Raw genomic sequence first — 25,917 nt, 5'->3', positions numbered from 1 at the left:
CTGTAATGATTTCTTAAAAGACCTCGGCTTATGATGAAGCATACATTGTTCTCTCTTTCTATTTTAGTCTTGTGTAACTCTTGCGGTGATAGAAAAGAAGAAGCTAATATACGTGATTTGTCGGAAGTAAATAATACTATATCAACTTGCTCTTTTATAGAGCAAGTTGATTTTATTCCTCTTCATGAAAAAGATTCATTTTTATTGGGGGAAATCAATGCTATACGTAAGTACGACGGTAAATGGTATATTTTGGATAATAAGCAGAAAGCAGCGATTGTTGCTTTTGACTCGGTAGGTCAACCTGTTTCTCTATACGATAAGACCGGAAATGGAAAAGGGGAATATGCAGAAATCACAGATTTTGACGTGTCCCCAAAAACGGGAGGTATTTGTGTATTATGTGGTCCACCTAAAATTATAATATTAGATAAGGACCTAAAGTTCAAACAAGAAATAAAACTATCCGACTATTATTGGAGAATATGTTGGTATGATGCAGGTTTTTTATTGTATTCGGCTAATAATGCAACAGTGGATTATATTACCTTGGAACAAGGTAAGGCAAGAAAAATATTTCAAGCTGAAAGCGATATGTATAATGTTGCGGGTACGGAACCTGTTTTTATTAGGGATGGTGACAATCTGTACTTCCATACGGAACAGTCGGATGCCTTGTATGAAATTAAGGATTTTGAATTTGTCCCGGTTGTATCTTTAGATTATCCATTAAAGAAGGAAACAGAGCAAATTTTGCATAAAAGGTATTATGGTGATTTGAATGTACAAGAACGAATGAAGTATGTAAGGCCTACTGTAAATTGTGTGATAGGCAATGACACGTGCCTTTCTTTTATATATAGTAGGATGCTATATTATATTAATATGCCTTATGAGAATCATTATATCAATTCCGTACTAAAAATTGATTGCGGAAGATCGACTATGAAGACAGGAAATCAACTAATAAGTTGGAAATATATCTCGGAATATGATCCGGAGAGTTATAGTGACGATCGTTTATATAAGGGAGTTAAGGTAAATCACCCTGTAATGAATGATAGTTTAAGGCAATCAGGAAATCCAATGTTGGTATTATATACTCTAAAAAAGACTTTTGGAGAGTAAAACGTATACTGTTCCAAATGGGAAGATAATGTTCAACAAGTAAATTTTTCAAGTCTATATGTATAAAGCCGACCTCAAAATCACTTTTGGGTCGGCTTTTTCTATTTTCCATTCGTCTGGCAAAGGGGGGGCGGATGAATGGATTCCGTTACCTGATTTGGGGACGGTAATTCTTGCGGATAGGATAAAGTTCCTCGGCCTTTACTTCGACAACTTGTCCTTCACGGGCGATAACCAAAGTGGTGTGGTTATGTTTTGCACGCTCTACGAGGCGTTTCTGAGCCAGGTATATGCCTTCGTCGATTTTGCGCTGCATTTCATAAACCTCATCCTCGCTCATTATCGTTTTCTTCGGTGTATTGGTCTTTGAATTTTTCATATACGGCTGGTTCAATAATAGTTATACTCTCGTTTTTGCATCCGTAGGCTATTTTGTTGGCCGGACAGGTGCTGTTGTCATACAATGCCCAATAGTCGCATACGGGCATATAGAGGTTGAACAGGTTGCTCAGGCCGTTGTCGTAACGGCGGTAAATCACGTCAAGCGGGATGTTGTGCCCACCTTCGCTTACGCGTTTGGCCACCCGTTTTACGGCCTGTTCCGGGCTGCTTAGCGAGAAGAAGAGCAACGTGACGAAATAGCCTCTTTTCTGTGCCTGTTTGATAAGTTTCACGTAAGACCGCGTGGCCAATGTCGTTTCAAAAGCAAAGGTTTCGCCTTCTTTCAGCAGGTGGATGATGCGTTCTATCATCAAGCGTCCCGCCTGGATGGCTACGCCTTCGGGATTGAACGGAGACAGTCCCGCTGCGATTTCATCGGCGTTGACGAATTCACGGCAATCCAACATTTCCGGAAGTACGGTAAAGCTGGCAGTCGTTTTTCCGGCTCCGTTACAACCTGCAATGATGTACAAGTTGTGTTTTTGTTCTCCCATTACATTATTTATTTAAATACTTAATGGCAAAGATACGATTTGACGGCGAATCCGGCAATATTTCCGGTTCCTTTTTGACAGGGCTGAATGAAAAACAGACGGTCAGTCTTTCTTTTTCAGCAAATCGGGACGCAAAGCCTTTGTGCGTTCGAAAGATTGTTGCAGTTCCCATTCCTTAATCTTGGCTTCGTGCCCGGAAAGCAAGATTTCCGGTACGGTCCAACCTTTATAATCGGCAGGACGGGTATATACAGGAGCTGCCAACAGGTTGTCTTGGAACGAATCGGAGAGGGCGCTTTGTTCGTCGCCGATAACGCCGGGTACTATACGTACGATGGCATCCGTCATGACTGCGGCAGCCAGTTCTCCGCCCGTCAGCACATAATCTCCTATGCTGACTTCTTTTGTGATGAGGTGTTCGCGGATGCGGTAGTCTATTCCTTTATAATGTCCGCACAGGATGATGAGGTTTTCGCAAAGGGAGAGCGTGTTGGCCATCGGTTGGTTGAACTGTTCGCCATCCGGTGTGGTGAAAATCACTTCGTCGTAGTCGCGTTCCGCTTTCAAGGCCGAGATGCAGCGGTCTATAGGTTCACATTGCATCACCATGCCCGCAAAGCCACCGAAAGGGTAGTCGTCCACCCGGCGGTACTTATTCGTGGCATAGTCGCGCAAGTTGTGCAAATGGATTTCCACCAAGCCTTTCTTTTGGGCGCGCCCCAATATGCTTTCACGCACGAAGCCTTCGAGCAATTCCGGTAAAACGGTAATGATGTCTATTCTCATGGGGTATCGTAATCTTGATTTTTATTGCAAAAGTAGTGATTTTGCGGCATATTCTGGAAGGCTTAGCGGCTTATTACTAAAAATGGATGTTAAAAACGTAAGCTGATGTGTAGAAAAACAGATTCGGATTTGCTTTTCTAAACCTTTAGATATACATTTGCCGTATCAATAACTAAAGGTTTAGAAATTATGGGGAAGCAAGGAACTTTGACGAAAGCGGAGATGCAAATCATGAATATCCTTTGGAGTTTGCCTTCCATGAAAGGGACGATAGCGGATGTGCTTGAGGGGTACGGTGAGAAGAAACCGGCTTATACCACGGTGGCCACGTTCATGAAAATCCTGCTCAACAAAGGATATGTGGGGTTTGAAAAGATGAAAGGTACGAAAACGCTGTGTTATTATCCTTTAATCACGAAGAAGGATTACACGCGACAAGTGCTTGATGGCGTGAAGGATGACCTGTTCGGAGGTTCGTTTTCCTCTTTGGTGCGTTTCTTTGTCAAGGAGGAGCGTATTTCAGAAAAGGAACTGAAAGAAATGCTCGACATGGTGGAACGGCAAGATTCATTTTCGTAAACACAATGTCTGGGGAAACAAAAATAGAAGGTAACAGTCTCTTAATTTATCGGCCATGGGAACTTTTTTAGTCTATATCATCAAGTCGGCGTTTTGCCTGACGTTGCTTTATCTGCCTTATACCTTGTTATTACGTAAGGAGAAGTTGCATCGTCTGAACCGCATGGCATTGTTTGCCATTTTGGTGGCTTCTTTTTTGCTTCCGTTGGCGCAGGAGGAGTGGTTCGGGCAAGGGTGGCATTCTTGGCAGACGGCTGTACCCGATGGTGTATATGCATCGCTGATTGGGCAGCTTGACAGCACCGGCCATTTTCTACCTACGGTAGTGGTTACGGCAGGGACGCCTGTTCCGGTATGGCCCATGGTCTTGGTGGGAATGTATTGGGTCGGGGTGGCCGTGTCGTTAGCGGTACGCCTATGGCAGTTCGGCCGCATGCGATGGTTTATTCCCCGGGGATGTTTGTGGAAAGAGTGCCGTGAGGACGGCATCACGCTCTATTGCCATGCCCGTCCTGTGGCCCCGTTCAGTTGGATGTGTTGCGTGGTCATGTCCGAAGAAGATTTGGAGGGCGCGGCGGGTGAGGCTATCTTTGCCCATGAGAAAGCCCATGTGCTCCACCGGCATTCCTATGACACGATGCTGATGTTGGCGGCCGAAGCCATACAATGGTTCAATCCCGTGATTTGGATGATGGAGATGGACATGCGCTGCATCCATGAATATCAGGCCGACGAGTACGTGCTGAATCAAGGCATCAACGCGAAGAATTATCAACTTTATTTAATAAAAAAGGCCGTCGGCTCCCGACTGCAATCTTTTGCCAACGGCCTGAATCAAAGCACACTTAAAAAACGTATTGCTATGATGTGTAACAGAAAATCAAACAGATGGGCAGCATTGAAGTATATGTATTTGCTGCCGGTGGGCACATTTGCCACAATGGCATTTGCCCGTCCCGAGATGGCGAACCGAGTAGACGGACAATTCGAGCAGATTTCTGCCGTCAAAGTTACGGATTTATCTGCAACTGTGAAAACCGTCGCGGCTGAAAATGTACAGCCGGAACTTTTAAAAACAGAAAAAGTCGCAGAAAACACGGAAAAAGTTAAAGGAAAGATGAGCTTTACTGTTCTGCCGGGGCGGAAAGATTCGCTTTATGATGCGTTGGACGGAACGGTGGGTAAGGTTACCGTGACGGCACCGGCCCTTAAATCTGATTCCGCACGGATGAAGATAACTGGCACCACGGTCGTGGAAGGGGAAGGGACGGTTGTCCGGTCAGGCAAGCCTGAATCTCGTGCGACATACTTCTATGTCAAGAAAAAAGCTTATAAGGCCAAAGGGCAGAAAGTCTATGAAAAAGTCGACGTGAACCCGCAATTCGCCGGAGGAGAAGCCGAGTGCATGAAGTTCGTTGCCTATAATATAAGGTATCCGAAGAAGTGTGTGGAAAATGGGGTTACGGGGAAAGTCGTGTGCCGTTTCGTAGTAAGCATAGACGGAAGCATCAGTAATGTCGAGGCGAGTGCGATGGAAGGTGGCGTGACCGAAGCCGGGCTGCCTGCATCCAAGGAGATGTTCGACCTTTTGGCACAGGAAGCCGTGAGGGTGATAGAAAAGATGCCGAAATGGATACCCGGCCAAAAAGACGGCAAGGCGGTGGCTACCCGTTTTTCTTTACCGGTGACTTTCCGCTTGCAATGATGCTGTGCGTACGAGTGGATGCCCGCATGCATTCCAAACGTGTTAGAATTTGAAAACGATTTGAAACCTCTTCGATATAAATGACATGGGAACATTTTTAGTCTACATCATCAAGTCGGCGTTTTGCCTGACGTTGCTTTACTTGCCTTACACGTTGTTGTTGCGTGGGGAGAAGCACCACCGTTTGAGCCGTATGGCATTGCATGTCCTGTCGGTAGCTGCATTCTTGTTGCCGTTGGTGCAGGAAGAGTGGTTCGGGGGCACGGTCCGTTCATGGCAGACGGCAATGCCCGAAGGTACATACGCCGTGCTGGTGGAACGGTTGGAGCAGGCAGATGTGCTTGCTATGCCGGATAGCGGGAGTCGCGAAGAAGCCGTACCCGTCTGGCCTATGTTTTTGGTCGGCCTGTATCTTGCCGGTGTGACAATGTCGTTGGTCATACGGTTGTGGCAGTGGGTGTGCATGCGCCGGTTCGTTTCCCGGGGATGTTTGTGGAAAGAAGGCCGTGAGGGCGGCATCACATTGTATTGCCATGCCCGTCCCGTGTCACCGTTCAGTTGGATGCACTGTATTGTCATGTCGGAAGAGGACTTGGAGGGCGAGGCCGGCCATGCGATATACGTCCACGAGAAAGCCCACGTGCTTTACGGACATTCCTACGACACGTTGTGGATGCTTGCCGTGGAAGCCGTGCAATGGTTCAATCCAGTGGTCTGGATGATGGAGATGGACATGCGATGCATCCATGAATATCAGGCCGACGAGTACGTGCTGAATCAAGGCATCAACGCGAAGAATTATCAACTTTATTTAATAAAAAAGGCCGTCGGCTCCCGACTGCAATCTTTTGCCAACGGCTTGACCCAAAGTACACTTAAAAAACGTATCATGATGATGACAAACAAAAAAACAAACAAGTGGGCGGTATTGAAGTACATGTATTTGCTGCCCGTAGGCGCATTTGCCACAGTGGCATTTGCCCGTCCTGAAATGACAAGCCGGATAGACGGAGGCCTGGATCGGATTTCTGCCGTTACGGTGGCCGATTTGTCGGCTACAGTGAAAAACGTGTCTTCTGAAAGCTTGCGTCCGGTGGTGCAAGGCGAAGTAAAGGGAACCAAGGTTTCCAAAACAATCCCGGCCAAACAGAAATCCGTTCCGGCCAAGAAGGAGAACGGCTCGGCCAATGTGGCCATACAGTCTGGGGCGATGGAAAAAGTCGTGGTGACTACTTCTTACCGTTCCCGTCTGAATCCCGAGGCGGTGGAATTCAAGGAGGCGGTCCTTATGACCGACAAGGACAAGTCTGAACTTCAGGCTGCCAAAGATTCAGCTTCCTATTATCTGCAATTGGAGGGAGCCAAGATGAAGCATCAAGGCGTGTATTACCGTACAGAGACAATGCCTTGCTATCCCGGTGGCGCGGCGGCCATGAGGGATTTCATCGCCCGGAATATCCGTTATCCCAAGGCATGCCAAGAGGCTTTGCTGCAAGGTACGGTTTATTGTGAGTTCATGGTCAGGGCGGATGGTCGGATTGATGCAGACCATATCCGGACGTTCACGACGGAAGTCATAGACGTGACAAAACCCGTTCGGATGAATCTGGCGAAGCAGTTGGAGGCAGAAGCGGCACGCATCGTGAAGAAAATGCCGAGATGGACTCCCGGAAAAGTAAACGGAGAGCCGGTAGACGCTTCTTACACCATTCCCGTGGAGTTCCGTCTTCAATAAGTAAAGGTCACTGTTTTTCATTTTTCTGTCCTGCAAAGCGGTTTTTACGGCCGGCTTTGCAGGACGCTTTTTATGCCGTTGGTATATGGCTGGCAATGGCCCGTGCCACAGTGTAGGCTGTGGTCCAGGCAGCTTGGAAGTTGAATCCCCCCGTCACGCCATCAATGTCGAGCACCTCGCCTGCAAAGTAAAGCCCGGGACAGGTCTTGCTTTCCAACGTCTGTCGGTGTACCGATTCGAGGCTTACTCCTCCACACGTGACGAACTCTTCGCGGAACGTGCTCCTGCCGTCCACGTCGTAGCGGTCGTTGCATAACGTGTCGGCCAACTTGCAAATCCCTTTGTGTCCCAGTTCGTTCCACTTCCGGTCGGGGGCGATGCCGGATTTACCGATGAGGTAATGCCATAACCGCGCAGGCAAGTCGTACGGGCGCAAGCCGGAGATTTTCTTTTGGGGGTGGCGTTGCGCCATGTCTTGCAGGATGCCGGTTACGGTTTCGCTGTTAGTCTCGTTTGTCCAGTTGACGAAAATGGGGAAGCGGTAAGCTTTCTCTTGTATAAGACGGGCGGCATGGGAAGACAATTTCAGGATGGCCGGCCCGCTCATGCCCCAATGGGTGACGAGCAACGCGCCAGAGTGCCTGAATTTGGTGCAGGGGATGCCGACCGATACCGGGTTCACCACGGAGCCCATCAGCCCGCGCAGTGCCGGGGAGGCGATGTTGAACGTAAAGAGAGAAGGGGCGGGCGTTTCGATGCGATGCCCCAACCGTTCCAGATAAGCGAAGCTTTCGCCACGCGGTGAACCACCGGTGGTGACGGCCACGCAGTCGAATAGCAGACGGCCTTGGCGCACATCCTGGAAAGTAATTTCATACTTCCCGCCGCTAGGCGTGAGGGTTTCCACGCGGTGGGAGGTTTTCACTGTGACCTCCAGTTCCGCAGCAAGGCTTTTCAGGCAACCGGTTACGGCACGGGCATCCTGTGCGGTCGGAAACACACAATGGTCATCTTGCGCGACGAGCGGCACGCCGTGCGCTTCGAACCATCGGTAGGCATCCCGATGTCCGAACTGTTTGAAAAGCCCTTTCAAGAGCTTATGTCCACGGGGGTAGACCTGTTTCAGGTCTGTCACACCTTCAAAAGTATTGGTCAGGTTGCAGCGTCCGCCGCCCGAAACCAGTACTTTTTTCAATACATCCGCCTGTCTTTCGAATACCGTGACCTCCACCTGCGGCGCGAATGTTTTCAGGTTGACGGCCAAAAAGAAGCCGGCCGCTCCTCCGCCAATGATTGCTATCTCCATTGTTCCCTCGATTCTTTTTAATGGGCAAAGGTAAGTATAATCGGGCGGATTTGAAATGATGATTCTGACATTTTGCTACTTTCTGCTCCAAATCAGTAGTTTCAAAAGACAGCGGTTAGGAGAATTTAAAAAGACAGGAATGTATAAGTATGCAATTTTCGTGTCGTTTTTACTGTTTTATGCAGTATATATTCATTTACTTTGAGGAAAGAAAAAAATCGTTTGCAGCCAAACGAAAAATTTCTTTCCTCATATAAAATCCGGGTACTCCGCATGTCGTGGAAAAAATCCGTCCGAAATGGAAATTTTTCGCCGCACGAAGAAGAGAAAAACTGCTTTTTTGCGGCTTTTTCGTTCTATTTCCCTGTTTTTCGCCGACAAGAATTTACGGACAGAATGTTTGCGGTTCCGCTCCGCAGGTTTCACCGGAAGAAGAAAGAAGCGGAGGACAAGTGGTTTCCGTTTGCTTTTGTTTTGTGAAAAAGCTGTCAGGCTGTCTTTTTGATTTTTTCGGGAGGCGCGGTGCGTCGCTTATTTGCCATCAAGGCCGAAGGGAGGAGCGAATGGACGATTCTCGAAGGTATGGGATTGACGTTTTGACAGGTTGTGCCGGAAAAGGATGCTTTTCTTTTTTCTTTGCGCCCTTGGGCGTTTTCTGCGAATTGACTATCTTTGCTTATGCGAATGACGGGGGGAGCCGTTCGCGGGAACAGGGTCGCGATGTCTCCCCGTCAGGGTTTATCATTGAATGCAAATGGAAGTAAAGGAACAGATAGAGCGGCTTCGCAGTGAATTGCACCGCCACAACTATAATTATTATGTATTGAACGCCCCGGAGATTTCCGACCAAGAGTTCGACCGCATGATGCGGGAGTTGCAAGACCTCGAGGCGGCCCATCCCGAATTTGACGACCCGGACTCGCCGACGCGGCGCGTGGGGAGCGACCTGAACCAGGAGTTCGTGCAGGTGCCCCATCGCTATCCCATGTTGTCGTTGTCCAATACGTACAACAAGCAAGAGGTGGCCGACTTTTACGAACGGGTCCGTTCTGGTTTGGAAGGCGAGCCGTTCGAGATTTGTTGTGAAATGAAATACGACGGGCTTTCCATCTCGCTGACCTACGAGCAGGGGCGATTGGTGCGTGCCGTGACGCGGGGCGACGGGGTACAGGGCGACGACGTGACGGAAAACGTCAAGACCATCCGCTGCATTCCGCTTCGTCTGAACGGGAACGGTTACCCCGAAGAGTTTGAAATCCGTGGGGAAATCCTGATGCCGTGGACGAGCTTCGAGGCATTGAACCGCGAACGCGAAGAACGCGAAGAACCGCTTTTCGCCAATCCGCGTAACGCGGCTTCGGGGACGCTGAAAAGCAAAAACTCAGCGGTGGTGGCGCAACGCAAGCTCGATGCTTATTTATATTACCTTTTGGGAGAACACGTCCCTTTTGACGGGCATTATGAAAATTTGCAGGCGGCATGCTCGTGGGGATTCAAGATTTCCGGGGGGATGAAGAAAGTAACTACCCTTCAAGGCATTTATGATTTCATAGATTATTGGGACGTGGAGCGCAAGAACCTGCCTGTGGCTACAGACGGCATCGTGCTGAAGGTCAACTCCCAGAGGCAGCAACGTGCGTTGGGCTATACCGCCAAAAGTCCCCGTTGGGCCATTGCTTACAAGTTTCAGGCGGAGCGTGCCCGTACGCGCCTGAATGCTGTGACCTTCCAGGTCGGACGTACCGGAACGGTGACGCCGGTGGCCAATATGGATCCGGTGCAGTTGGCCGGTACGGTCGTACGGCGTGCCACTCTGCACAATGCCGACGTGATGGAGCAGTTGGATTTACACATCGGGGACATGGTGTATGTGGAAAAAGGAGGGGAAATCATTCCCAAAATCGTCGGTGTGGACATTGATGCGCGTGGAGCGGAAACGGGTCCAAGGGCCGAGTTCATCACCCGTTGTCCGGAATGTGGGGCAGAACTGGTGCGCTACGAGGGAGAAGCCGCATGGTATTGTCCCAACGACACGGCTTGCCCTCCGCAAATCAAAGGGCGCATAGAGCATTACATCAGCCGCCGTGCCATGAACATAGACAGCCTGGGGCCCGAAACCGTGGATGATTACTACCGCCGTGGCTTGATACGCGATGTGGCCGATTTGTACGACATCCGTGTGGAACAAATCAACGGTGACGGTACGCGTGAGAAATCTGCGCAAAAGATAGTCCGCTCGATAGCCGACTCCGTGGAAGTTCCTTTCGAACGCGTGGTATTTGCTTTGGGGATACGTTTTGTCGGTGAAATTGCGGCCAAGGCTTTGGCGCGTCATTTCAAGTCGATGGACGCGCTATCTTCGGCATCATTGGAAGACATGTTGCAGATAAACGGAATCGGTGTGGTGATAGCCGAGAGTGTGATTCGCTATTTTGCTAATGAAGCCAACCACGATTTGGTGCGCCGTTTGCGGGAAAAAGGAGTCCGGATGGAGCTTTCCGACGAAGAATTGAGCAGCCATTCCGACAAGTTGTCCGGGCAGAGCATTGTGGTGAGCGGGGTGTTCTCTCTGCATTCGCGCGACGAATATAAAGCCATGATAGAACAGCACGGCGGAAAGAATGTGGGCAGCATTTCTTCAAAGACCTCTTTCGTGTTGGCCGGAGCCAATATGGGACCGGCCAAACTGGAGAAAGCCGGTAAATTGGGTATTCCTATCCTCTCGGAAGAAGAGTTCTTGAAAAAGATAGAATCGTGAAAGATTGTTTGCATTATGGGATTTTATTTGTATTTTTGTCGCGAAATAGATAGAACTACTTAAACTATGGCACAAAATAAGTTCAAGGGGTTGGGAATTGCTTTGATAACTCCTTTTAAATCGGATGGTGAAGTGGACTATGAGGCGTTGACCCGTCTGGTAGAATATCAGATACGGAATGGCGTGGATTTCCTGTGTATTATGGGAACGACGGCCGAAACACCTTGCCTCTCGGCTGACGAGAAGAAGATATTGAAAAAGATGCTTGTGGAGCGTGTAGCCGGCCGTGTTCCTTTGTTGATGGGATGTGGCGGGAATAACACGGCAGCAGTAGTTAAAGACCTGAAGGAAGGGGATTGGAGTGGCATCGACGGTATCTTGTCGGTTTGTCCTTATTATAACAAGCCTTCGCAGGAGGGGCTGTACCAGCATTTCAAAGCCATAGCGGAGGCTTCGCCCGTGCCGGTCGTGTTGTATAACGTACCGGGGCGCACGGGAGTCAATATGAGTGCGGAGACTACATTGCGCCTGGCTCGAGATTTCGAGAATATAGTGGCCATCAAGGAGGCCAGTGGGGACATCACGCAGATGGACGACATCATCAAGAACAAACCGGATAATTTCGATGTGATTTCCGGAGATGACGGCATCACATTCCCGTTGATTACTTTGGGGGCTGTAGGGGTGATATCCGTGATAGGTAATGCTCTGCCGGCTGAATTCAGCCGTATGGTCCGCATGACGCTGAACGGGGATTACGAGCATGCCCGTATCATTCATCATAAGTTTGCCGAATTGTTCAAATTGTTGTTTGTGGACGGCAATCCGGCTGGAGTGAAAGCCATGCTCCATGCCATGGGAATGATTGAAAACCAACTTCGTCTGCCTTTGGTGCCTACACGGTTGACCACGATGGAGAAAATCTCGTCTATTTTGAAAGAGTTGGATATCCGTTATTAAGCAGATACCAGACTGATTCGTATTCAGCCACCTGCCGGAAAGTTTATTCCGCCGGGTGGCTTTTTGTTATCTTCGTTTTCCGTTGGGGGGATTGGCATCCTGAATAGTTAAATAATGTGTACTTTTGCGGATTTCTTAGCCGTCGTTCGTAAACCGTACAGAAAGCATTAGAAATAAGAACGGAAACCAATATTTATCATTTATGAAGAAACTATCTTTTTTTACGGTGGCTTTGCTTTTCAGCACCGGAGGTGGTGGGGTATACGCCCAAGGGACATTCGTCCATCCCGGACTTTTGCATAGCCAAAACGACATTGACCAAATCAAAGAACGTCTGGCGGCAAACGACACTGAGACGCTAAAAGCTTTCGAGGTGTTGAAGAACAGTTGGGTGGCCAACAAGGGCGTGAATGACATTTGGGGAGTGACGGAATATATCAAGCGCGGAATTGCCGGTGACGAAAACTACATGAACGCCTATCGTAATGCGGCCAAGGCTTACCAGTGTGCCTTGCTTTGGAAAATAACAGGCGAGACACAGTGGGCAGAACGGGCTGTCTATGTGTTGAACCAGTATGTAGCGATTACCAAAGGAATCGGTGGGAATACAAACCAGTCCTTGGTGCCCGGCTTTATCGGTTACCAATTTCTCAATGCGGCCGAGTTGATGCGTGATTACGAAAAGTGGGAGAAAGAGGATTTCGAACGCTTCAAGCAGTGGATGATCGACGTGTGGTTCACTACGGCACAAGACTTTCTGGAACGTCGGCACGATACCGTAGTGCGCGAAGGTAACTGGTATCACTATCACAGTAATTGGGGATTGGGAAATGCCCTTTTCTGTGTGTCGTTGGGCATCTTCGCCGATTTGCCGGACATTTATAATTATGGAATGTATTGGATAAAAGAAGGTCCGGGCAATGAATCGCTTTATGTGGGCGACAGTCATCCTGTAAAGCAAGACCAGGGCATGTGCGGTTACGGTTGGGGGCTTATTCCTTGGTTTCACGAAGATGCCCGTGGTCCGTTCGGATACTTGAATCAGATGCAAGAGAGCGGTCGCGACCAGGGACATGCCATGGCGGCGTTGGGCTTGTTGTCATACGCCCTTCAGTCGGCCTATAATCAGGGAGACAATGCCTTTTGTAACTTATATAACCCTTTGATTCCGGGTGAGGCGGGGCGGACCATGGTGGCCGGTGCGGCAGAATATGTGGCTATGTACAACAGTAATCAAGTAGACCCCGCCGATATTCCTTACACGCAGAATTGGTGGATGGGGGGGCTGAACGGTACGGGGCGTGGACAATGGCGGCCGATATGGCAGTTGTTCATCAATCACTATCAGAACCGTATGGGAATGCCGATGGAGTACTGCACGCGGATGTCCAAGATTGTAGGGGTAGAGGCCGGAGGTGGTTCCTACGGAACGAATAGCGGCGGTTTCGACCATACGGGATTCGGGACGCTGATGCATTCGGACGAGACGGTGACGGAGGAGACGAAGCCCACCGTGCTTTCTCCGGAAATAGTACAAGACGGCGCTGTACGCCCATACGCCGAGATGAAAGAAGTGAAGAAGGGTACGCCGTTAACCTTGCGGGCTGTTTTACCTGACGGCGAAACCGATACGGGAAACTGGGAATGGGAAGACGGCATGAAAGGAGCGAGCCGCGACATCACGGCCGATGCTTCGGGTGTTTATCGTTTGTTTTACACCAATACGCAGGGGGTGAAGAGTGTGCAGATGTTTTGCATTTCCGTATATGGAGAGGGCATTCGTGCCACGTTGACTCCATGGGTGGAGTACGACGGGGTGCGCATGAACCAGACGAGCGAGTTCAGTGCCGTAAACGGAAGGGACGTGACCCTTGGGGCTGATTATGCCAATTGGAACTATGTGGTTTCCACCAGATGGTATGACAGTCAGGGCAAGCTGTTGGGATCCGGTGGGTCTTATACATTCCGGCAAGGGAATTCCGACCAGACATTCAAGGTCGTGCTGACCAACGAATCCGGCGTAGAGATAAGCCGGGAATTCACGATTAAGAATTCGGTGGTAATACCCACGTTAACGGTGGACGGGGAAGAGCAGGAAACTTTGCGGGCTATCGTCACACAAGGGCATGATGTGGTAATGAAAGGTAAGATAACTTCCGTCCGTTATCGGGACGGGGTCTATACTTGGAGTTCCGGCGAGCATACGGAATCCGTTTCTTTTGAGAACGTACAATCTTCCATCTACCGCCATTTGGACTGGATAGACACTTCATCTTCCATAAAGACATACGAGGCTCATTTTGATTTTGAAGTCAAGGTGTATAAAGAAGGCCGTTCTTTGGACGACGGTTATTATCGTATGAAAGAACGTTCTACGGGGAAATACCTGAACAGCCGTACGATGAAGTTCGAGACATTGGAAGGAGAAGGGGATTCTACTGCTTTCATTTGGCATTACACTTGGCTGGACGACATGGAACGATATAAAATACAGAATCACAATGATTCGGCTTATCTGAACAACGAAGGGGCGCTGACCGACCGCGTTTACAGCAAAGCGCGTAGTAGCTTCTATTTATATACGTTAGTAGGAGGAGAAGATTTGGAATGCTTCGTGCGTACACCGGAGCGTTACGGTTCTTATTATTGGGAAACCGACGGCGAGACGTTGGTTTGCGACCAGGCTGACAAGATGCCTTCCGACTTCCCGTTCGTATTGGAAAAGGTGGCTGGGGACGGAGGCGAAACAGACATTTCCGAGACTGTGGTGCGCGATGCGGCATTCACGGTAGACGTGACGCGTTCAGGCATTGCTGTTACGTCCGGGAGTGAGGTCGGTATGACGGTTTGCACGATGGCCGGTAGTCCGGTAATGCGTACCCGGTTAGGAGCCGGTACGCATACGATAAATACCGTTCCGTTGGCTCCGGGCATTTACATCGTCCGCGTGACGGACGGAAATACGGTAAGGAGTGTGAAATTCGTCCGGTAGGACGGAATGGACACATCAAGAGCAGGTGAGCCCGCCCGGTATTGTCGGGCGGGCTTCTTCAATATCTGCATGCAAAGCTTTTTTCTTCTTTCGGAAAATAGTATATTTGCCGATAGGTTTTGTGAGGATGTGTGACATGAAAATAGACGTACGTTATTTTATTATAGGATTACTGTCCCTGGTTTCTTCTTGCGTCAATGAAAAGGAAGATGCCGGCATGCAGCCGGATGCGGTGGAAGTGGGAGACGTGTTACCGGAATTTACCGTAGTGATGAATGACGGACGGGTGGTGGAGAGCGGAAGTTTGCAAGGGCAACCTTCGTTCATATTGTTCTTCAATACGGAGTGCGGGGATTGTCGCCGTGAATTTCCGCTCGTACAACAAATGTACGAAAGGTACGGAGCGGACGGCCGTATGGTTTTTATGGCCATCAGCCGGGATCAGGACGCGGTAGTTGTCGGAGAGTATTGGGCGGACAACGGACTTACGATACCTTTTTCCGCACAGACCGACCGCACGGTTTACCATTTGTTTGCTTATTCGTCCATACCCCGCATCTACGTCGTGGATGCGTCGCGGGTCGTCCGGGCGGTTTTTACGGACTCTCCTTTGGCAACGTCGGAGGACTTGACGTACGAGATAGAACGTGTATTGACGGAAATAAAAGATACGGAAAAGTAAGTTTGAGATTATGAAATGTTTAGTGATAGGCGCCGGAGGCGTGGGCGGCTCTTTGGCAGCTCTGTTGGCCTTGGCCGGGAATGAAGTAACGTGTGTGGCTCGCGGGGAGCACAAGGAAAAAATGTTGGCGCATGGGTTGCGTTTCCATTCGGGAATCAAAGGAGAGCAGGTTGTCCCGTGTTATGTTTACGACGGGGCAGAGGAACGTCCGGGAGAGATAGGTGTGGCTACGACCGAAACTTATCGGGGGAAGGCCGAGCTGATATTGGTCTGCGTGAAAGGGTATTCCGTCGATTCCGTGGCGGATTGCATCATCCGTGCCTCGGATGGGCATACCGTGGTGCTGCCCATCCTGAATGTGTACGGTTCGGGGCCGCGAATTGCCCGTGCTTGTCCCGGTTCACGGGTCATCGACGGTTGCATTTATATCGTAGGATATATCCAGGCTCCGGGCGAGGTGACACAGAGCGGCCAGGTGTGCAAACTTGTGTTCGGGGCACGTCCCGGGGACGGTGTTTCTCCGGAAGAGCTCGAAACAGTCCGCCGCGTGTTGGCGGACGCGGGAGTGAAAGCGATTCTTTCGGATGACATAGACCGGGATACTTTTGCCAAATGGGGATTTATCAGCGCGATGGCCGGAACAGGGGCTTTCTTTGACGTACCGATGGGAGCCGTACAGAGAGATGGTGAGGAACGGGAAGTGTTCATCGGCCTGATGAAAGAGAGCAAGGCGTTGGGAGAGAGCCTGGGCATCCGTTTCCGGGAAGACCCTGTGGCGGCTAACCTGCGAGTCATAGATGCCTTAGACCCACAGACGACTTCTTCTTTGCAGAAAGACTTGAAGAAAGGACGGGAGTCTGAAATACAAGGGCAGTTGTTCGACATGTTGGATGCCTGCCGGAAGCAGGGGATAGAGGCTCCGACATACGAACGGGTGGTAGCGAAATTCAGGAACTCCTGAACGAGGACAGCCCGAGCAGAAACTGAAATAGGAAACTCCTCCGGCTGACATCGCTTTGCGGTAGTCGGCCGGAGGAGTTTCCTATTACGGGATGGACCTTGCGGCAGAAGCCGCCGTTAGGTTCATGCTTTCTTTTTCAGGCGGTTCTTCCAGAGTGCCGTCATGTCCTCCAATGTCTTGCCTTTGGTTTCGGGCACGCTCTTCCAGACGAACAGGGCTGCAAGCAGGCAGATGATGCCATACAGGCTGTAAGCGAACATAGGGCTGAAATCGTACAAAGCCGGAAAGGTGGAAGACACCAAGTAGTTGAACACCCATTGGAACGCTACGGCGATGGCTACGGCTTTTCCACGGATGGTGTTGGGGAAGATCTCGGCAATGAGGACCCAACAAATCGGCCCCCATGACATCATGAAGAATGCAGCGTACACGATGACGGACAGAACCGGAACGATGCCTTTGATGCCCATCTGGTCGCAAAGGGCTACGGCAAAAGCACCGACAGCCATACCGATGGAACCGATGATGAGCAACGGTTTGCGTCCGAAACGGTCGACGGTGAAAATGGCTACCAGAGTGAAAAGGATGTTGACCACACCCATGATGACGGTCTGCATCATGCCGCCTCCTTCGGCACCGGCACTTTCAAATATGCGGGGGGCATAGTAAAGCACCGCATTGATGCCGATGGCTTGTTGGAAGACGGAGAGCAGAATGCCGATGACGATGACTGCCACGCCGTAAGTGAACAGCTTTTCAGTCTTTTCCTTGGACGTCTGTTTGATTTCTTCCAGTACCTTTCCGGCCACATTGCGGCCATTGATTTTCTCCAAAATGGCAAACGCACGGTCGTCTTCACCGCACATCACTAAATAGCGGGGAGTCTTGGGGACGCAGAACAGCAACAGGCCGAACAAGGCAGCCGGGAAAGCTTCGGACCCGAACATGTAACGCCAACCCTCGTACACGCTCCACATGTCGGATTCGGGGCTGACAGACATCACACCGCTTACGGTGTCTTTCAGGATGACAGGATTCTGATGGTCGCCCATAATCATATAGTTGACGAAATAGACTACGAGCATGCCGAAGATAATGGCAAACTGGTTGCACGACACCAGTGTGCCGCGGATGTGGGAAGGGGCAATCTCGGCGATATACATCGGACAGACGGCAGAAGCCAACCCGACACCGATTCCGCCCAACACACGATAGAGGTTGAAGGCAATCAGCAAGTCCCAGTTGGCCTTTCCGTATTCGAAGAAAAGAAACTCCGGATAGTAGGAACCCAATGCGGAGAGGAAAAACATGACGGAAGCCAGACGGAGGGAATCGCGCCGCCCCAGGCGGGAGGCCAGGTAACCGGATATGGCGCCGCCGATGACGCAACCGATCAATGCACTGGACGAGGTGATGCCGTGCATCACCTTGTCATACTGGAAATCCGTCGCGGTGAGGAAAAAGGCTTCAAGCCCTTTTTCGGCACCGGAAATCACTGCCGTGTCGTAGCCGAACAACAGTCCACCCAAGATGGCTACGGTGGTAATGGAGTACAAATACAGTCTGTCTCCTTCTTGTGTCAAGTTCATGATGATTCGTTTGATGTTAAATTAATAAATTTCATTATGCTCGTCCGGGTTGAACGACTTGCCCATGCCGTGCAGCTTGTTGTACAGCTTACGGTCGAATTTGTAGTACCGCGCGGCCCGGTGGGCTACGCCGGTCTGGAATTCCTCCAGAGGAAGCACATATTTCATTTGGGCAATCCGTTTGTGGAAATTGCGAACGTCGAATTTCCGGTCATATATCGTCTCATAAAGTCTGCGGAGCTCGGCTGCTGTGAATCTTTTAGGGAGAAGGTCGAACAAGGCTGCGGGTTGCGTCTGCACGTATTGCCGCACGAACCACAGTGCTTCGCCGATAATCAGGTTGTGGTCGAAAGCCAAGGGGCAGAGCGCATCAATGTCCATCCAACAAGCTTCGTATCGGTCGGACAAACGGGTAAGTTTCTTGTCGATTTTTACCATCGTCAGGTAGGTGATGGTGACGATGCGTTCCACTTTCTGGTTTAATTGGTGAAAGCGTTCCAACCATTTGATGTCCTTCGGGTTTTTGGTCCGGTTCTTGGAACCGAACGCCCTGAACTGTATGAGGTGAAGCTCATTCAGCCCTGTCAGTTCATAGAGGACCCGCTGTGCCGCCTCGTCCAAGTCTTCGTCATTGTAAATCAGACTGCCCGGCAATTTCATGTTATTATAGTAGCCGTTTTCTTCGTGGCCGGTTTGCTTTACGAGAAGCACTTTAAGATGTTCGCCGTCAAAACCTAATACGACACAGTCAACAGAGACGTGAGGATTGATCATTTCGTCGACGCGTAGGGGATTTTTCATCGTATTGTCGTATTTTGCATACAAAGATAGTATGGCGGGAGGGGAATGGGAGCTTCCTGTTTTATGTTATATAACATGTAATCAGGGCTGTTCGGGAATACTTTTCATATTAAGTATGATAAGGTGCGGGGTTTCGCCTTATTTTGGAGAAATATACGGGGTATGTCTGTCGTACGGTTTGATTCGGGAGTTTTTTTCTTGTATACAGGAAATCAGTTTTTTATCGTTCGTCATTTTGCTTTTGGAACGTGGGGCAGAGTTTCCTCTGGTAGAAACACAACATGTATTTCCATCGGGAAGGGAATTACAATAAGCCTGTCTTTTAAAAAAAGTTAAGACAAGGAGGCTTGGGGCTGTTTTCTTTGGTGGGCAGTAGACGGTGAGGGGAATAATAGGGTAGTGGAATACGTTTTATTTTACAACGAAGAATGGTTCCCTTTTCTGCGCCAAACGAAAAATCAATCTCAGCCGAATGATTTTTCGTTTGGCTGAGATTGATTTTTCATTCTCAGGAGATTTTTTCTCCAATCTCAAACCGTTGAAAACCAGTACTATGCGGAATACACTTCTTTTGTCTGAAATATTTACGTCCCGTATCCCTTGCGAAGTGTATGTCCGGCTGTGTACTTGTTTCCTTTAAGGGCGAAAACGAAAGCAGGCAGAAAGGTCTTGCTGCCCCCTCTGCCTGCCATATCCTTTCTTACGGAGTTTTTTGATGGATGTTCCGTAGATTATTGTTTGCCTCCGGCTTTCCAGAAGTTTTCTTCTTTCTCGATTTTTGCTTTCTGGGCCTTATATTCGGCATTGGCCTTTTCGTACTCTGCATTCTTGCGCTGTACTTCCTGAATCTTCTCTTTCAGACGGTTGGCCGATCCGGAGATGCTGACGTCTTCCTGGGCTGCTTTCGTACAATAGGAGATAGCCTCTGAGAAGTTTTTGGATGAGGCCAGAATCTGTGCGCGTACCAAATGAGCCTTTCCGGCAATTTTGGCATTGTATTGCACGGCTTTGTCCAAATATGAAAATGCCTTGGCTGAGTCTCCCGTTTTAGACACGGCATTGGCAATCTTCAATGCAATGGCCGCTTTGGTCTGGTCGGTAGGGCATAATTCAAGAGCTTTATCATAATATTGCACTGATTCGGCCACTTTTCCGTCCTTGTAATACTTTTGTGCCGTACCGATGGCCGATTCGTAGCTCGGCTCAATATTATAGGCATATTCGGCTGCCTTGAAATAAATGTCGGTGTCATCGCAGTTGTTGGCCGAAAGCAAGGTAAGCGCAGACTTCAGATAAGCCAGATTCGTTTTGTTCTCTTCGATTTTCGGACCGAAGATGGCAATGAGCTGTTCGCGGTCGGCTGCTTTGGATTGGGCGAACAAGGTTTCGATGCGGTTCAGCGTCGGGTCGTACTGTGCCACAATCTTTTTGGCTGCCACGGAATCTGTCGCTTCGTTGGCCAAGCTCAACATGCCTTGGCAGGCCTCGCGACTTTCCATATAATCTTTCAGGAACTGTTCGCGGAAAGCGGTGGAGTCGGCCATGTATCTTTGATATGAGATTTCAAAGAATTTATCCAATACGAAACCGGGAACCTCTTTTGCGCCATCCTTATTAATAAGGTCTATGCCCTCGCGGAACATGGTGTAGGCTTTGTCCAACGAATAACCGTCGGCCACGCCCGCGCCATAATAAGCATAGTCGAAAGCCTTACGGGCCAGAATGTCGCCTTTAGTGGCGCGCTTGTCCGGTTTGGTAAAGGAGTTCAGTGCGTCAAGGTTCTTCAGGCGCGTATCGTACATGTCCATCAGTTCTTGGAAGTAAGCCTTTTTCTTGGTCAAATCCGGTTCTTTGACTAATACGTTGGCCAAAATCATGGCGCCATAGGCATACGTGCTGACTTCCGCGCAAGGGGCTTTGGTGAGCACGGCTTTCCATGGTTCGTATGCACCGGCATAATCTTGAGCTTTGTAGCTATCCTTGTAGGCTACGATATTGCCTAAGGTCGTGATACTGTCTTGCCCGTGACCGATACGGTCGTATACTCTTGTCCCCTCGTATTGGGCCAGTGCAGGTGTGCAAACGGCAGCCATTCCCAGGACGGTAGCAATTTTTGTAAATTTCATTTTTATCCTTTCTTTAGTTGATTCAACAAATTCCGTTCTTTTGATTCGGGTAAAATAATCCTGCGCAAAAATACAAAAAAATGTGCCATGGAAAACGCTTTGAAAGAAAAAAAACAATGATTGAAAATGGATTTTCTGATTAATTACGGGTTTTCGGGAAGAATACTTGTCGGGAAGGTACATAAAAACACGTATGAAGGAGGTTGTTTGAATTCTTTTTTGCATTTTTGCATATAAAAATACGACTATGTTGAATTTGGATGACTTTTACAGGGCAAGATACGTCTTAGGTAATGTGGTGCGTCGGACGGATTTGATCTATGCGCCCAAAATCAATCAGGAAAGTGAGATTTACCTGAAGCCTGAGAATTTGCAGGTGACCGGCTCTTTCAAGCTGAGGGGAGCTTGTTATAAGATATCTCAGTTGGGCGATGAGGAGAAGGCTAAGGGCGTGATTGCCTGCTCGGCCGGGAATCACGCCCAGGGGGTGGCACTCGGGGCTGCCAAATATGGCATTAAATCTCTGATATGCTTGCCAGAGGGGGCACCAATCAGTAAGGTGGAGGCTACACGTCGGTTGGGGGCCGACATTTGTTTGGTACCCGGCGTGTACGATGACGCCTACCGCAAGGCTTTGGAACTGCGTGATGAATTCGGGTACACCTTCATACATCCTTTCGACGACGAGAAGGTGATAGCCGGACAAGGAACGATTGGTTTGGAGCTGATTGAACAGTTGCCGGACGTGGATACGGTGATTGTGCCGATAGGAGGCGGAGGATTGGCCAGTGGAATCGCCTTTGCCATCAAGACTTTGAACCCGAAGATAAAGGTGTATGGCGTACAGGCCTGTGGGGCACCAGGCATGTTGCGGAGCCTCGAACACCAGAAAATAGAATGCTTGGACGCAGTGTCTACGATTGCAGACGGGATAGCGGTGAAAGAGCCGGGGGAACTTACTTACCGGACATGCAAACAGTATCTCGACGGGGTCGTGACGGTGACGGAAGATGAGATATGTGCCGCGATTCTGGCATTGATAGAACAGCATAAACTGATTGCGGAAGGAGCCGGAGCCGTCAGTGTGGCTGCCGCCATGTTCAACAAGGTGCCCGTAAAAGGGCGCAAGACCGTTTGTGTCGTGAGCGGCGGCAATATCGACGTGACGATATTGAGCCGCGTGATTAACCGCGGGCTTTCCAAAAGCGGGCGGATATACACCTTTTGCGTGGAACTGGACGATAAGCCGGGGCAGTTATTCGTGGTCAGCCAGATTGCCGCGTCGGTGGGAGCGAATATCATAAGCGTGTATCACGAGCGGAATGATGACACGTCTAACGTCACGGCCTGTTGGTTGCGGGTCCAGGTGGAAACCCGCAATGCGGAACATGTACAGGAACTCCAGCTTGCATTGAAAAATGCAGGTTTAAAACTAATATAAATAAAAAAGGATTTTATGAAAGCTTTACACACGAAATCGGCACCAGCTGCCATCGGCCCTTACAGTCAGGCCATTGAAGTGAATGGATTTGTTTTTGCTTCCGGCCAGATACCTATTGATCCGGCTACCGGGGAATTTGTCGAAGGCGGTATCAAAGAACAAACCCGTCAGGCATTGACAAATGCCGCCCATATCATGGCGGAAGCCGGCATCGACTTGTCGCACGTGGTCAAGACTACGGTCTTTTTGGCAGATATGGCAGATTTTGCCGCTATGAACGAGGTATATTCCACATTCTTTAAGGAACCTTTTCCCGCACGTTCGGCAGTTGCCGTGAAGGCATTGCCTAAAGGTGCGTTGGTGGAAGTGGAATGCGTGGGCGCCAAATAAGCCTGACTGCTCATTACAACCGGGAAACTTTCTAATAGTGGTCATAATGTGTGACCTCGGGAGTTTCCCGGCTTGTATTTTCTTCGAAGCGGCTGCACAGCCGTTTGGCTTCGGCCACGTAGCGTTCGCCGGTCCAGTTGCATTCACAGATAATGGGGTTTTTCATCCATTGCATGTATTTGCCGTGCTTACAGTCGTAGCACTTTACCATTTTGTCTTTATTGCCAGCCATAATATTTCTTTTATGATATGCGATGAAACTTCTCGGGAATCTTCTTGCGGCTACTTTGTAGTATTAAGGAGTCCGGTGTCAGTTTTAAAATATCCAACGTGTCGTTTCTCGTTGCTGTTCCGTGTACGCCTTCGCTTTCCTGTAACAGAATTAATTTGCAGTTGTACAGGCTCCATTGGTTGTAGTGGTATGTGCCGGCAGATAAAGACCGGGCTTTACCGTTCATTTCCAATTGGAATCCGTGTTGTTTGTCAGTGTCCGATTGCCAGTTTCTTTGTGTGAGTTGGTTGATGTTCAAGGCCACGTTTACACTTTGGTTGTCATCGCACGTCGTAATGGCATATTGGTCTGTGTAGTTCGCTATTTCGCCCAATATACGTCCCGGTTCCCCCGTTTTTTCGTTGGTCTTGTTTAACGCCAATGTGTCGCCGTCGTGGGTAATAAGCTCAAGGCTGCTCATCCCCGTGCCTTCTCCCAAATGACCGTAGAAAGCCGTGTCGGGCGGATAAACCGTCACAGAATCATTCTCCTCCATATAGTCTTTGCTTTGTTGCCCACCGGTACATCCCGTCAAGAGGCTTGTTGCGGCCGCCATTGAAAGCAAGGGGTATATCAGACCTTTTCTCATGTGTTTTATGCTTATTTGTGAATACTGACTTACAAATATACTAATTATTCAAAAAAGACCGGTCTTATTCTTGTTTTATTTATCGTATTCAACATTTCTTCGCTATTTTTGCGTGCGTTGGCATGATGTTTGAAGTATTACTTTATAAAACCATTTAATAAATATAATATGTATTGGATTCTTTTTATCGGTATTGCCTTGGCCAGTTGGTTGGTACAGGCTAATTTGAAGAACAAGTTCGAAAAGTATTCGAAAATTCCTATCGACGGAGGATTGACCGGACGTGACATCGCAGTGAAGATGTTGCATGACAACGGGATATATGACGTGGAAGTGGTAAGTACGTCGGGCTCGCTGACCGACCACTACAATCCGGCTAACAAAACGGTCAATTTGAGTGAAGATGTATATGGCACGTGCAGTGTGGCAGCGGCAGCTGTGGCGGCACACGAATGCGGCCACGCCGTGCAGCACGCCCATGCTTATGCCCCGTTGAAGATGAGGAGCAGTCTGGTGCCGGTCATTTCTTTTGCTTCCAATTGGATGATGTGGGTATTGCTCATCGGGATGTTTACGCTGAATGTGTTCCCTCAAATCATGTTGTTCGGAATCATTTTGTTTGCTGCCACGACCTTGTTCAGCTTTATAACCTTGCCGGTAGAAATCGATGCAAGCCGTCGTGCCGTCAAATGGTTGAGTGAGGCCGGCGTGACGAATAACCGGAATTATGGGGCTGCCGTATCGGCTCTTCGTTCTGCCGCGTATACTTATGTCGTAGCGGCTTTAGGTTCTTTGGCCACCTTATTATATTATGTCATGATCTTCCTCGGTCGTCGGGACTAAAAAGCCGGGGGTATGTTTTTAACAGTAGTATTACTTTTAGTCGGCATCGCGCTTGTATTGCTCGGTGCCGACAAGTTGACAGACGGGGCGACCGGTTTGGCTCGGCGGTTCAACGTGACCGAAATGGTGATAGGCTTGACGGTAGTGGCCTTTGGGACGTCGTTGCCGGAGTTTGTGACCAGTTTTATGTCGGCATTGAAAGGAAGCAGTGAGATTTCTATCGGTAATATAGTGGGAAGCAATACGTTTAATGTGTTAATGATTGTGGGGTGTTCGGCTTTAGCCAGTCCCATTATCATCAGCAAGTCTACTATTCACAAAGATATTCCCTTTGCTATTTTGGCTACGTCTTCCCTCATCGTCGTATCATTGGATGTGGTGTTGGACGGCGGACAATTTGAGAACCTGATTTCGCGTACCGACGGATTGATGCTGTTGGGGTTCTTTGCCGTATTCATGTTCTATACGTTTTCCATCGCCCGTAACAAAGACGGGGCGAGCGAACAGCCGCAGGCCTTGCAAATAGCTCCGATGTCTTACGGGCGTATATTCCTTTATGTCATATTGGGATTGGCCGGTCTTGTGTTCGGGGGAAACTTATTTGTGGATGCGGCTACAGAGATTGCGCTCAGTATGGGAGTAAGCGAAACGGTAGTGGGGTTGACTTTGGTGGCCGCCGGGACGTCGCTTCCGGAACTTGCCACTTCTATTGTGGCAGCCAAGAAGGGAAGTTCTGCCATTGCAATAGGGAATGTGGTAGGAAGCAATATCTTCAATATTTTCTTTGTGATGGGCTTTTGTGCGACCGTATCCCCGATGCCCGTGGGGAGTATTTCATATTTCGATTTAGGGCTTATGCTTTTAAGTATCCTGATTCTCTGGTGTTTCTCTTATACAAAACGGACGATTGAGCGTTGGGAAGGTGGAGTCATGGTGGCAGTTTATTTGGTTTATTTGGCTTATCTGATTCATCAGGCATAGAGGAAAGAGAAAACTTTTTGAGTTTTATTGGAAAAAAGTGCTCCAAAGGCTTGCAAGTTTAAATAAAAGGAGCTACCTTTGCATCGCAATTCAGGAAAACACCTGCTGAAAGGCAGGGGCAATCCAAGGAAGCAAGGAAGTTTGGGTGAGTGGCTGAAACCACCAGTTTGCTAAACTGACGTGCGGGTTACCGTACCGGGGGTTCGAATCCCCCAGCTTCCGCTCCAAGGCGTCTTCGTCTAGCGGCTAGGACACATGCCTCTCACGCATGCAACACGGGTTCGATTCCCGTAGACGCTACAAAATGTGAATCAAGCGGTTACATTTCAATGTAACCGCTTTTCTGTTTGTTTATTCTG

General features: G+C 49.2%; 22 protein-coding genes and 2 tRNA genes. 15 read left to right on the top strand and 9 right to left on the bottom strand.

Annotation, left to right across the window (positions count from 1 at the left end; all coding sequences use genetic code 11):
• The first annotated feature begins 30 nt into the window (after positions 1 to 30).
• Complete coding sequence (locus HMPREF9442_RS03305; protein WP_008625339.1) at positions 31 to 1,128, top strand: DUF4934 domain-containing protein; 1,098 nt, start codon at positions 31 to 33, stop codon at positions 1,126 to 1,128.
• A 148-nt stretch (positions 1,129 to 1,276) separates the two neighbouring features.
• On the opposite strand, the gene HMPREF9442_RS03300 is transcribed toward HMPREF9442_RS03305, so the two are convergent.
• From HMPREF9442_RS03300 to trmD, 3 genes are all read right to left on the bottom strand, one after another.
• Complete coding sequence (locus tag HMPREF9442_RS03300; protein ID WP_253271004.1) at positions 1,277 to 1,507, bottom strand: DUF8506 family protein; 231 nt, start codon at positions 1,505 to 1,507, stop codon at positions 1,277 to 1,279.
• Positions 1,455 to 2,063 carry an ATPase gene (locus tag HMPREF9442_RS03295; RefSeq protein ID WP_008625337.1) on the bottom strand — a complete coding sequence of 203 codons (609 nt, stop codon included), beginning with the start codon at positions 2,061 to 2,063 and terminating at the stop codon, positions 1,455 to 1,457. The genes HMPREF9442_RS03300 and HMPREF9442_RS03295 overlap by 53 nt, the downstream gene beginning before the upstream one ends.
• A 102-nt stretch (positions 2,064 to 2,165) precedes the next feature.
• Positions 2,166 to 2,849 carry a tRNA (guanosine(37)-N1)-methyltransferase TrmD gene (trmD, locus tag HMPREF9442_RS03290; protein ID WP_008625328.1) on the bottom strand — a complete coding sequence of 228 codons (684 nt, stop codon included), beginning with the start codon at positions 2,847 to 2,849 and terminating at the stop codon, positions 2,166 to 2,168.
• A gap of 189 nt (positions 2,850 to 3,038) precedes the next feature.
• On the opposite strand from trmD, the gene HMPREF9442_RS03285 reads away from it, so the two are divergent.
• The 3 genes from HMPREF9442_RS03285 to HMPREF9442_RS03275 all read left to right on the top strand — a co-directional run bounded on the left by HMPREF9442_RS03285 (position 3,039) and on the right by HMPREF9442_RS03275 (position 6,868).
• Entirely contained in the window at positions 3,039 to 3,428 is a 390-nt protein-coding gene (locus HMPREF9442_RS03285) for a BlaI/MecI/CopY family transcriptional regulator (RefSeq protein WP_008625327.1), read from the top strand.
• 55 nt (positions 3,429 to 3,483) lie between these two features.
• Positions 3,484 to 5,133: a M56 family metallopeptidase gene (locus tag HMPREF9442_RS03280; RefSeq protein ID WP_008625326.1), complete on the top strand. Its 1,650-nt coding sequence runs from the start codon at positions 3,484 to 3,486 to the stop codon at positions 5,131 to 5,133.
• Between the two features lie 85 nt (positions 5,134 to 5,218).
• Positions 5,219 to 6,868 carry a M56 family metallopeptidase gene (locus tag HMPREF9442_RS03275; RefSeq protein WP_008625323.1) on the top strand — a complete coding sequence of 550 codons (1,650 nt, stop codon included), beginning with the start codon at positions 5,219 to 5,221 and terminating at the stop codon, positions 6,866 to 6,868.
• A 70-nt stretch (positions 6,869 to 6,938) separates the two neighbouring features.
• Here the strand turns inward: HMPREF9442_RS03275 and HMPREF9442_RS03270 are convergent, their stop codons facing one another.
• Positions 6,939 to 8,174, bottom strand: coding sequence for a BaiN/RdsA family NAD(P)/FAD-dependent oxidoreductase (locus tag HMPREF9442_RS03270; protein ID WP_008625322.1), 1,236 nt, complete (start codon positions 8,172 to 8,174; stop codon positions 6,939 to 6,941).
• A 754-nt stretch (positions 8,175 to 8,928) separates the two neighbouring features.
• Here HMPREF9442_RS03270 and ligA point away from each other — a divergent pair.
• The 5 genes from ligA (at position 8,929) to HMPREF9442_RS03240 (ending at position 16,527) form a co-directional block, all read left to right on the top strand.
• Positions 8,929 to 10,932, top strand: a complete 2,004-nt coding sequence (ligA, locus tag HMPREF9442_RS03260; protein ID WP_040602571.1) for an NAD-dependent DNA ligase LigA — start codon at positions 8,929 to 8,931, stop codon at positions 10,930 to 10,932.
• 66 nt (positions 10,933 to 10,998) lie between these two features.
• Positions 10,999 to 11,892, top strand: coding sequence for a 4-hydroxy-tetrahydrodipicolinate synthase (gene dapA / locus HMPREF9442_RS03255; protein ID WP_008625314.1), 894 nt, complete (start codon positions 10,999 to 11,001; stop codon positions 11,890 to 11,892).
• 202 nt (positions 11,893 to 12,094) lie between these two features.
• Positions 12,095 to 14,884 carry a T9SS type A sorting domain-containing protein gene (locus tag HMPREF9442_RS03250; protein ID WP_008625310.1) on the top strand — a complete coding sequence of 930 codons (2,790 nt, stop codon included), beginning with the start codon at positions 12,095 to 12,097 and terminating at the stop codon, positions 14,882 to 14,884.
• A 136-nt stretch (positions 14,885 to 15,020) separates the two neighbouring features.
• Positions 15,021 to 15,566 carry a TlpA family protein disulfide reductase gene (locus HMPREF9442_RS03245; RefSeq protein ID WP_040602569.1) on the top strand — a complete coding sequence of 182 codons (546 nt, stop codon included), beginning with the start codon at positions 15,021 to 15,023 and terminating at the stop codon, positions 15,564 to 15,566.
• Between the two features lie 10 nt (positions 15,567 to 15,576).
• Positions 15,577 to 16,527: a ketopantoate reductase family protein gene (locus tag HMPREF9442_RS03240; RefSeq protein WP_008625306.1), complete on the top strand. Its 951-nt coding sequence runs from the start codon at positions 15,577 to 15,579 to the stop codon at positions 16,525 to 16,527.
• A gap of 122 nt (positions 16,528 to 16,649) precedes the next feature.
• Here HMPREF9442_RS03240 and xylE read toward each other — a convergent pair whose 3' ends face one another.
• From xylE to HMPREF9442_RS03220, 3 genes are all read right to left on the bottom strand, one after another.
• Positions 16,650 to 18,116, bottom strand: coding sequence for a D-xylose transporter XylE (xylE, locus tag HMPREF9442_RS03235; RefSeq protein WP_008625299.1), 1,467 nt, complete (start codon positions 18,114 to 18,116; stop codon positions 16,650 to 16,652).
• A 21-nt stretch (positions 18,117 to 18,137) separates the two neighbouring features.
• Positions 18,138 to 18,917, bottom strand: coding sequence for an NUDIX hydrolase (locus HMPREF9442_RS03230; RefSeq protein ID WP_008625297.1), 780 nt, complete (start codon positions 18,915 to 18,917; stop codon positions 18,138 to 18,140).
• 731 nt (positions 18,918 to 19,648) lie between these two features.
• Positions 19,649 to 21,043 (bottom strand): tetratricopeptide repeat protein, encoded by a 1,395-nt coding sequence (locus tag HMPREF9442_RS03220; protein WP_040602563.1) that lies wholly within the window; start codon positions 21,041 to 21,043, stop codon positions 19,649 to 19,651.
• 247 nt (positions 21,044 to 21,290) lie between these two features.
• Here HMPREF9442_RS03220 and ilvA point away from each other — a divergent pair, with 247 nt between their 5' ends.
• Complete coding sequence (gene ilvA / locus HMPREF9442_RS03215) at positions 21,291 to 22,484, top strand: threonine ammonia-lyase (protein WP_008625288.1); 1,194 nt, start codon at positions 21,291 to 21,293, stop codon at positions 22,482 to 22,484.
• Positions 22,485 to 22,499: 15 nt separating this feature from the next.
• Entirely contained in the window at positions 22,500 to 22,874 is a 375-nt protein-coding gene (locus HMPREF9442_RS03210) for a RidA family protein (protein WP_008625286.1), read from the top strand.
• A gap of 31 nt (positions 22,875 to 22,905) precedes the next feature.
• Here HMPREF9442_RS03210 and HMPREF9442_RS16385 read toward each other — a convergent pair whose 3' ends face one another.
• The gene (locus HMPREF9442_RS16385) at positions 22,906 to 23,106 is read right to left on the bottom strand and encodes a hypothetical protein (protein WP_008625283.1); all 201 of its coding nucleotides are present in this window, start codon (positions 23,104 to 23,106) and stop codon (positions 22,906 to 22,908) included.
• Positions 23,107 to 23,116: 10 nt separating this feature from the next.
• Entirely contained in the window at positions 23,117 to 23,734 is a 618-nt protein-coding gene (locus tag HMPREF9442_RS03200; protein WP_008625282.1) for a lipocalin family protein, read from the bottom strand.
• 168 nt (positions 23,735 to 23,902) lie between these two features.
• Between HMPREF9442_RS03200 and HMPREF9442_RS03195 the strand changes: the two genes are divergently transcribed.
• The 4 genes from HMPREF9442_RS03195 (at position 23,903) to HMPREF9442_RS03180 (ending at position 25,858) form a co-directional block, all read left to right on the top strand.
• Entirely contained in the window at positions 23,903 to 24,577 is a 675-nt protein-coding gene (locus HMPREF9442_RS03195; RefSeq protein ID WP_008625280.1) for a zinc metallopeptidase, read from the top strand.
• A 12-nt stretch (positions 24,578 to 24,589) separates the two neighbouring features.
• A complete protein-coding gene (locus HMPREF9442_RS03190) occupies positions 24,590 to 25,558 on the top strand; it encodes a calcium/sodium antiporter (RefSeq protein ID WP_008625278.1) in 969 nt (322 codons plus the stop codon).
• A 135-nt stretch (positions 25,559 to 25,693) separates the two neighbouring features.
• Positions 25,694 to 25,780, top strand: a tRNA-Ser gene (locus HMPREF9442_RS03185).
• Between the two features lie 6 nt (positions 25,781 to 25,786).
• A tRNA-Glu gene (locus HMPREF9442_RS03180) sits at positions 25,787 to 25,858 on the top strand.
• The last annotated feature ends 59 nt before the right edge of the window (positions 25,859 to 25,917 follow it).

The sequence above is a fragment of the Paraprevotella xylaniphila YIT 11841 genome (assembly GCF_000205165.1).
GTDB lineage: Bacteria > Bacteroidota > Bacteroidia > Bacteroidales > Bacteroidaceae > Paraprevotella > Paraprevotella xylaniphila.
This window is presented reverse-complemented; position numbering and strand designations above follow the sequence as displayed.